Origin of the sequence: Modestobacter sp. DSM 44400 (assembly GCF_900107175.1) — a bacterium.
Classification (GTDB): Bacteria; Actinomycetota; Actinomycetes; order Mycobacteriales; family Geodermatophilaceae; genus Modestobacter.
This window is the reverse complement of sequence record NZ_FNOZ01000096.1, coordinates 1-6,665: the sequence shown is the minus strand read 5'-3', so window position 1 is coordinate 6,665 and position 6,665 is coordinate 1. Positions and strand designations below refer to the sequence as shown.

Annotated in this window: 9 protein-coding genes and 1 pseudogene; 7 read left to right on the top strand and 3 right to left on the bottom strand. The window is 73.9% G+C overall.

Translation table 11 applies throughout. From position 1 onward, the window contains the following. The 4 genes from BLW04_RS24325 to BLW04_RS24310 all read left to right on the top strand — a co-directional run. On the top strand, nt 1–925 hold a 925-nt coding region (locus tag BLW04_RS24325), incomplete at its 5' end, for a homogentisate 1,2-dioxygenase (RefSeq protein ID WP_091548109.1). Continuing rightward, nucleotides 922–2,109 carry a fumarylacetoacetase gene (gene fahA, locus BLW04_RS24320; protein WP_091548105.1) on the top strand — a complete coding sequence of 396 codons (1,188 nt, stop codon included), beginning with the start codon at nt 922–924 and terminating at the stop codon, nt 2,107–2,109. The genes BLW04_RS24325 and fahA, both read left to right, overlap by 4 nt. Before the next feature lie 68 nt (nt 2,110–2,177). Next, complete coding sequence (locus BLW04_RS24315) at nt 2,178–2,690, top strand: VOC family protein (protein WP_091548107.1); 513 nt, start codon at nt 2,178–2,180, stop codon at nt 2,688–2,690. Nucleotides 2,691–2,711: 21 nt separating this feature from the next. Then, nucleotides 2,712–3,479: an MBL fold metallo-hydrolase gene (locus BLW04_RS24310; RefSeq protein WP_091548103.1), complete on the top strand. Its 768-nt coding sequence runs from the start codon at nt 2,712–2,714 to the stop codon at nt 3,477–3,479. A 128-nt stretch (nt 3,480–3,607) separates the two neighbouring features. On the opposite strand, the pseudogene BLW04_RS28970 reads toward BLW04_RS24310, so the two are convergent. Beyond that, nucleotides 3,608–3,922: pseudogene (locus BLW04_RS28970) on the bottom strand (PaaI family thioesterase); the annotation flags it as partial. Between the two features lie 155 nt (nt 3,923–4,077). Here BLW04_RS28970 and BLW04_RS24300 point away from each other — a divergent pair. Then, nucleotides 4,078–4,536, top strand: coding sequence for a winged helix-turn-helix transcriptional regulator (locus tag BLW04_RS24300; RefSeq protein WP_091548101.1), 459 nt, complete (start codon nt 4,078–4,080; stop codon nt 4,534–4,536). Nucleotides 4,537–4,548: 12 nt separating this feature from the next. After that, the gene (locus BLW04_RS24295; RefSeq protein WP_091548099.1) at nt 4,549–5,097 is read left to right on the top strand and encodes a GNAT family N-acetyltransferase; all 549 of its coding nucleotides are present in this window, start codon (nt 4,549–4,551) and stop codon (nt 5,095–5,097) included. Here the strand turns inward: BLW04_RS24295 and BLW04_RS24290 are convergent. Both BLW04_RS24290 and BLW04_RS24285 read right to left on the bottom strand, forming a co-directional pair. Further along, nucleotides 5,016–5,582 carry a rhodanese-like domain-containing protein gene (locus BLW04_RS24290; protein ID WP_217631253.1) on the bottom strand — a complete coding sequence of 189 codons (567 nt, stop codon included), beginning with the start codon at nt 5,580–5,582 and terminating at the stop codon, nt 5,016–5,018. The two genes, BLW04_RS24295 and BLW04_RS24290, sit on opposite strands and share 82 nt — an antisense overlap. A gap of 129 nt (nt 5,583–5,711) precedes the next feature. Next, nucleotides 5,712–6,320, bottom strand: coding sequence for a hypothetical protein (locus BLW04_RS24285; protein WP_091548097.1), 609 nt, complete (start codon nt 6,318–6,320; stop codon nt 5,712–5,714). Nucleotides 6,321–6,377: 57 nt separating this feature from the next. Between BLW04_RS24285 and BLW04_RS24280 the strand changes: the two genes are divergently transcribed. Beyond that, nucleotides 6,378–6,665 (top strand): transposase (locus tag BLW04_RS24280; RefSeq protein ID WP_139307018.1); only part of this gene is annotated, 288 nt, incomplete at its 3' end.

Here is a 6,665-nt window from a genome sequence, read left to right as displayed (position 1 = left end):
CGGACGGCGGCTGGTGCTGGGCAACGCCGACGTCCGGATCTCCTACGCCGTGAGCAGCCTGACCAGCCCGTACTACCGCAACGCCACCGGCGACGAGTGCGTCTACGTCGAGCGCGGGACGGCGACCGTGGAGACCGTCTTCGGCGCGCTGGACGTCGGTCGGGGCGACTACGTGGTCATTCCGCGGGCCACCACGCACCGCTGGATCCCGACCGGCTCCGAGCCGCTGCGCACCTACGCCATCGAGGCCAACTCCCACATCGCCCCACCCAACCGCTACCTGTCCAGGTACGGGCAGTTCCTGGAGCACGCCCCCTACTGCGAGCGGGACCTGCGGGGGCCGGGCGAGCCGCTGCTGGCCGAGGGCAGCGACGTCGAGGTCTACGTCAAGCACCGCGGCGAAGGCCCCGGCGGGCTGGCCGGCACCGTGCACGTGGTCCCCGAGCACCCCTTCGACGTGGTCGGCTGGGACGGCTGCCTCTATCCCTACGCCTTCAACGTGGCCGACTTCGAGCCGATCACCGGCCGGGTGCACCAGCCGCCGCCGGTGCACCAGGTCTTCGAGGGCGCCAACTTCGTCATCTGCAACTTCGTGCCCCGCAAGGTCGACTACCACCCCCTCGCCGTCCCGGTGCCCTACTACCACTCCAACGTCGACTCCGACGAGGTCATGTTCTACGTCGACGGCGACTACGAGGCCCGCAAGGGCTCGGGCATCGGCAAGGGCTCGATCTCCCTGCACCCCGGCGGGCACTCCCACGGCCCCCAGCCCGGCGCCGTCGAGCGCTCCCTGGGCGCCGAGTACTTCGACGAACTGGCCGTCATGGTCGACACCTTCCGGCCGCTGTCCCTCGGCGCGGGCGGAACGGCGGTCGACGACGGGAAGTACGCCTGGTCCTGGTCCGGCCGCGGACCCTCGACGTGACCTGGCTGGACCTGCCCGCCGGCACCGGCTTCGGGCCGGCCAACCTGCCCTACGGCGTCTTCTCCACCCCCGGCACCGCACCCCGCACCGGCGTGGCGATCGGCGACCGGGTGCTGGACCTGGCCGCGGCGACCAGCGACCCGGTGCACGCCACCGGCACCCTCAACGCGTTCATGGCGCACGGGCCCCAGGCATGGGCGGAGCTGCGGGCCACGCTCACCGGCTGGTTCACCGATCCCGCGCACCGGGCCGCCGTGGAGCCGCACCTGGTTGCGCGGGACGGCGTGACCCTGTACCTGCCGGTGGAGGTGGCCGACTACGTCGACTTCTACAGCTCCCAGCACCACGCCGAGAACCTGGGCCGGATGTTCCGTCCGGACTCCGCGCCGCTGACCGCCAACTGGAAGCACCTGCCGATCGGCTACCACGGCCGGGCCGGGACGGTGCAGGTCTCGGGCACCCCGGTGCTGCGGCCCTGCGGCCAGCGCAAGGCGTCGACCGACGACGCCCCCACCTTCGGCCCCTCGCAGCGGCTGGACATCGAGGCCGAGGTCGGTTTCCTCGTCGGGGTCGGCTCCGAGCTGGGCGCCGCCGTCCCCCAGACGGCGTTCGCCGAGCACGTCTTCGGCGTCTGCCTGGTCAACGACTGGTCCGCGCGGGATCTGCAGTCCTGGGAGTACGTGCCGCTCGGCCCGTTCCTCGGCAAGTCCTTCCTCACCTCGGTCTCGGCGTGGGTCGTACCACTGGCCGCCCTGCAGGCCGCCCGGGTCGCGCCGCCGGCCCGGGACACCCCGCTGCTGCCCTACCTGCGCGACGACGAACCGTGGGGCCTGGACGTCACCCTCGAGGTCCGGCTCAATGGGGAGCTGCTCAGCTCGCCCCCCTTCCGCGAGATGTACTGGACGCCGGCCCAGCAGCTGGCCCATCTGACGGTCAACGGCGCCAGCCTGCGCACCGGCGACCTCTTCGCATCCGGGACCGTGTCCGGCCCCGCCCGCGACCAGCGCGGGTCCTTGATCGAGCTGTCCTGGGGCGGCACGGAGCCGATTCCCCTGGACGACGGGACCACCCGGAGGTTCCTCGACGACGGCGACACGGTGACCCTGACGGCCACCGCGCCCGGCGCGGACGGCACCCGGATCTCCTTCGGCGCGGTCACCGGCACCGTTCAGCCCGCCCGTTAAGAAATACTTGAGCGTTCATATGCGTTGTGGAGGACGACCACGCACCTCCCTCACAGCAGGAGACCGCCGTGCCCGTGCAGCGCCTGAACCACGCCGTCCTCTTCGTCCGCGACGTCGACCGCAGCTCCGCCTTCTACCGGGACGTGCTCGGCTTCCGGGTCAAGGTCGAGATGCCCGGCAAGGCGGTGTTCCTGCAGGCCGAGGGCTCGACGAACGACCACGATCTCGGGCTGTTCGCCGTGGGCGCCGGTGCGGGGCCCTCGGGTGCCGGCCGGAGCACCGTCGGGCTGTACCACCTGGCCTGGGAGGTCGACACACTGGCCGAGCTGGACCGGATCCGCAGTCAGCTGCTGCAGGCCGGTGCCCTGGTCGGCGCGTCCGACCACGCCACCACCAAGGCGCTCTACGCCCAGGACCCCGACGGCATCGAGTTCGAGGTGTCCTGGCTGCTGCCCGCCGACCTGATCAGCGCCGAGGTCGAGGCGGCCGGTGCCACGACCCTGCCGCTGGACCTCGAGGCCGAGATCACCCGCTACGGCGCGCAGACCAGGGGCGGCGTCGGGGTCTCCGTGCAGGTCTGACGGGTCTGGCACGGTGTGTGCATGCCTCCCGCTGCGCTCGCCGTCACGCTGACCGGTGGCCCGACCGTCCTGCTCGAGCTGGGCGGCACCCGGCTGCTGGTCGACCCCACCTTCGACCCGCCGGGTGACTACCCGCTCGGCGGCGGCCGGGTGCTGACCAAGACCGCGGCCGCCGCGCGCACCGCCGCCGAGCTCGGCCCGGTGGACGCTGTCCTGCTCAGTCATGACCAGCACCCGGACAACCTGGACACCGCGGGCCGGGTCGCCCTCCGGCAGGCGCCGGTGGTGCTCACCACCGAACTGGCGGCCGAGCGCCTGGGCGGGACCGTCCGGGCCCTGCCGGTCGGGGCCACGGTGACCGTCGGCGCCGTGCAGGTCACCGGGGCGCCTGCCCGGCACGGCCCGGACGGCGCCGAACGACTGGCCGGGCCGGTGACCGGCTTCGTGCTGCACGGCGCGGGCCTGCCCACCGTCTACGTCAGCGGTGACAACGCCGCGTTGGAGTGCGTGGACGCCGTCGCCGAGGTCTTCCCGAAGGTCGACGTGGCGATCCTGTTCGCCGGCGCAGCACGCACCGCGCTCTTCGACGGCGCGCCGCTCACCCTGACCGGGGAGGGGGTCGCGGCGGCGGTCCGCCGGCTGGGCGCTCCCCGCGTCATCGTCGTGCACGTCGACTCCTGGGCGCACTTCAGCGAGACCAGGGACGACGTCCGGGCTGCCCTGGCCGCCGCCGGCCTGGCCGACCGCCTGGTCGACGCCCCGCCGGGCGTACGCACCGAGGTGGTCTGACCCCGTCGCGGCCGGACGTCAGCCGACCTGGGCGCCCGGCTGGGGCGGATGACCAGGATGCTGCTGATCGCAGTGGCCAGCAGCCGGTCGGCGCCGTCGAGCAGACGCGCCTCGGCCAGCGCCGTCCGCCCGCCCAGGTGGGGCACGCTGCCGATGCAGCGCACCCGGCCGGTGTCGACGGTGATCGCCCGCAGGAACTTCACCGTGAGGTCCAGGCTGGTGTAGCCGACGCCGGCGGGCAGCATCGTGTGCACGGCGCACCCGGTGGCCGAGTCCAGCAGGGTCGCGTAGACCCCGGCGTACACCGAGCCGATCGGGCTGTAGTGGTACTCGGCCGGGTCGAAGGAGAACTGCACCCGGCCCGGTTCGACAGAATCCAGGGCGAACCCGAGCGTGGCGATGATCGGCGGAGCGGGCAGCTCGCCGCCGGCCAGGGCCCGCATGACGTCGATGCCGGCCGAGGTTCGCGCCGCGGTCGCGCCCGTCCCGGGGTCGCCCCAGCTGTAGGTGCGTTCGCGTGCGGGCTGGGTCGTCGTCACGCCGCGGACGCTAGGAGAGCTGCGTTGCTCCGGGCAACTCAGCCCGGTGGCGTCGCGGCATGACGGCAGCCGGGGAGTGGGGCGAGGTGCCCCACGGCGACTGCTCGATCGCCCGCACGATGTCGCGGGTCGGGGCGCCGTGGACGCTGGTCGTCGTCCGCGACCTGATGCTCGGCGTCCGCCGGTTCGACGACCTCGTCGCCCACCTGGGCATTGCCCGCAACGTGCTGGCCCGCCGGCTGGACGAACTGGTCGACGCCGGCCTGGTCGAGGCCGTGCCCTACCGCGAGGAGGGACGGCGCCCGCGCCGCGAGTACCGGCTCACCGCCCGCGGCGCCGACCTGCGCCCCGTGCTCTTCGCGCTGCTCGCCTTCGGCGACGCACACCTGGCCGACGACGACGGGCCGCCGGCGCACCTCGTCCACCGCGACTGCGGCGGGCAGGTGCACCTGGCCGCGCGGTGCACGTGCCGCCACGACGTGGACCTCGACGACGTCCGGGTCATCCCCGCCGGCTGAGACCATCCGCGGATGGAACCGTTCGAGCTGCCGGCCGGGGAGCTGCGGCTCCGGCCATGGCAGGACGACGACGGCCCGGCGGTCTGGGCCGCCCTGCAGGACCCGGCGATCCGGCTGTGGAACGGCGCAGGGTCGACCTCGCCCGAGGACGTCGCGGCGCTGCTCGCCCGCCGGGCGGACTGGAGTGCCGGCGGCCACGCCTCGTTCGCCGTCACCGACGCGGCCGGTGGTGCCCTGCTCGGCTCGATCTCGCTGCACTCCATCGACCCGGTGCAGGGAGACGCGGAGATCGGCTACTGGACGGTGCCGGCCGACCGGGGCCGCGGCGTCGCCGTCCGCTCGGTCGTCGCCGTCTGCGGGTGGGCCTTCCCGGCGCTGGCGCTCGACCGGATCGAGCTGCTGCACGCGGTGGGCAACCCCGCGTCGGGCCGGGTCGCAGCCCGGGCCGGGTTCACCTGCGAGGGCCGGCTGCGCCGGTCCTACCGGTACGGCGACGGCGTGAAGCACGACGAGCTGCTGTGGTCGCGACTGTCCGACGACCCGGCCCCGGTCGCCGGCTGAGCGGGCTCAGCAGCCGCAGCTGACCGCGGCGGGGGCGGTGAGCAGGTCGACCGGCGGACGGGTGACGCCAGCGGCGGACTGCACGGCAAAGCCCTCGCGTGCCCAGTACCCGGACCAGACCCGGACCGGACCCAGACCCGGACCCAGACCCGGACCCGGACCCGGACCCGGACGCCGAGCAGCGCCAGCGCGAGCGCCGCACGTGTCGCGCCGTTGCAGCCGGGGCCCCAGCAGGAGGTGACGACCGGGACGGACCGGTCCAGCTCGGCCGCCGCCCGGGCCGCGAAATCCCGGCCGGGCAGGTGCACGGCGCCTGGTACGTGGCCCTGCGCCCAGGACTCCGCGCTGCGGCTGTCCAGCAGCACGAAAGCGGGAGCACCGGACTCCAGCCCGGCGTGCACGTCGCTCACGTCGATCTCCACGGCCAGCCGGTGGGCGAAGTGGGCGGCGGCGTCGGCGGGCGCAGTCGACCAGTCGAGGGGCATGCGCCGACGGTAGGGAGCGCGGCGGCCGCCGACGAGCGGCTCGGCTGCCAGGATGCGCGCCGGTCGTGCCAGTCCGTACGCCGAGGAGCCCGGCCACCGGGTACCGGCGGCCGGGCTCGTCGGCTCAGCTCAGCGGCCCGGGCTGAGCCGGCGGCGGGATGCCCCGGTCAGGAGCAGTCCGAGGGCCAGCGCGAGCAGTCCCGCCAGCAGCGGCAGGGCGACGGTCGAGCCGGTGTACGCCAGCTGGCCGCCGCTCACGCCCGCGCCAGCGGCGCGGCCGGTCGAGGCACCGACACCGTCGGCGCTGTTGTTGGTCCCGCCACTTCCGCCGTTGCCGGAACTCCCGGTGCCGCCGTTGCTGGTGCTCTCATTGCCGTCGCTCTCGTTGCTGGTGCTCTCGTTGCCGGCGCTGCCGTCCGCCGCGGCCGGGACGGCGGACTGCGCCGGGGCCACGGCGCCGGGGAAGGCGCCGGGGAAGGCCCCGGGAAGGGTGCTGGGTCGGCCGTTGTCGTCGGTGCCGTTGCTCCCGGTCCCCGGCCTGTTGGTGCCGGCTGCTGTGGTGCAGGTGCCGGTGGCGTCGCCCAGGGCGCCGATGCCGGTGCCGCAGACGGTGACGGGTGCGTTGGTGTCCAGCGCGGTGCCGTTTCCGTTGGTGCTCGTGTCGCCGTTGGTGCTGGTGTCGCCGCCGGTGCCGGCTGCTGTGGTGCAGGTGCCGGTGGCGTCGCCCGCGACCGCCACGGCATTACCGCAGACGGTGACGGGTGCGTTGGTGTCCAGTGGAGTTGACCCGCTTCGGTGGACACCCTGAACTTGGGCGATGTGCCCGAGGAAGGGGTCCTGATGGGCCGTCCGAGCAAGTACTCCCCGGAGTTCCGGGAGCAGGCCGTGGAGCTCGTCAGAGCGACCGGCAAGACCGTCGCGGAGATTGCCCGAGACCTGTCGATCAATGACACGACGCTGGGGAACTGGGTCAAGGCTGACGCCGCCGAGCGGGGCGTGCCGGACAGCAGTGGGCTTCTTCCACTGACGGCGGCGGAGCGGGCCGAGCTGACGAAGCTGCGCCGGGAGAACGCGAAGCTCAAG

Coding starts and splice junctions, on each gene's coding strand:
- BLW04_RS24310 (WP_091548103.1), top strand. CDS start 2,712: ATGCCTCCCGCTGCGCTCGCCGTCACGCTGACCGGTGGCCCGACCGTC.
- BLW04_RS24300 (WP_091548101.1), top strand. CDS start 4,078: ATGACGGCAGCCGGGGAGTGGGGCGAGGTGCCCCACGGCGACTGCTCG.
- BLW04_RS24295 (WP_091548099.1), top strand. CDS start 4,549: ATGGAACCGTTCGAGCTGCCGGCCGGGGAGCTGCGGCTCCGGCCATGG.
- BLW04_RS24290 (WP_217631253.1), bottom strand. CDS start 5,582: ATGCCCCTCGACTGGTCGACTGCGCCCGCCGACGCCGCCGCCCACTTC.